General features: G+C 38.9%; 1 protein-coding gene. It reads right to left on the bottom strand.

Annotated features, from left to right (window positions below):
- Positions 1–159 precede the first annotated feature (159 nt).
- A complete protein-coding gene (locus AC3WJN_RS25560; RefSeq protein WP_286086014.1) occupies positions 160–369 on the bottom strand; it encodes a PilZ domain-containing protein in 210 nt (69 codons plus the stop codon).
- Positions 370–821 lie beyond the last annotated feature (452 nt).

The following is an 821-nucleotide window of genomic DNA, read 5'->3' on the forward strand; positions in this document are numbered from 1 at the left end:
AAACGAAGAGCCTACGGCTACCGCAATCTAGAGAGATTCAAGATTCGCATTAGACTGGAGTGTAAACCGGCTACATAACTACGAAAAACTGCGATAGAGGGAGATCAAGCACGTTTTACGGTGAAGAGCTCTTGAAACAGGTGCGCAACTTTATTATGGTTATTCCGTCTTCTTCCTTCTTTCAATTTCCATTCTTTGTATCACCTGAAGTAATCGTTGTTCTTCTTTGGGATCCGCTTCAATAAAGTCAATTCCATAAATTATTTCATTCATCAGTTCCTCTTTTCGTATAATCTTTCCTTTAAAAGTAAACTCCTCATCATCAAGCACAAAATAGAGTTGCAAAAAAATCTGTTTTCTGACAGGCAAATCAATTCACAGCTCAATTTTATACCTGTACGGCCGATGTTCTTTATCTTCCCTTCTCCTTTTCTTTGCATCAAAGGTTCCAATAATTTATCACCAAAATCGATAAACTCAAATATGCATACCTGATCCAGAAGATTTATTCGGAAAGCCCTTCTTCTTTCCGTATCTCTCAATTTGTGAACGCTCACCAAAATGTTGACCACTTTGCTCATCATAAAGTTACCCACCTGACAGTTTGAGCACACGTCATCATTTTCACACCTAATTGCAAATGTTTTTACTGAGCCAAGGATCGTCAAGGGCTTGCGTAGCAAGGGGTTTACCCTTTATCCTTGACGATCCTTGGTGCAGGAAATAAAATGCTACTTTGTGTGAAAAAAAGCATCGTAGGTGGTCAACTCGAAGATGAGCGTTTGCTCCAAAAATGGTCAACTTTTTGATTAGCATTCACA

This window comes from Brevibacillus sp. FW306-2-1A-C05A (genome assembly GCF_058781555.1).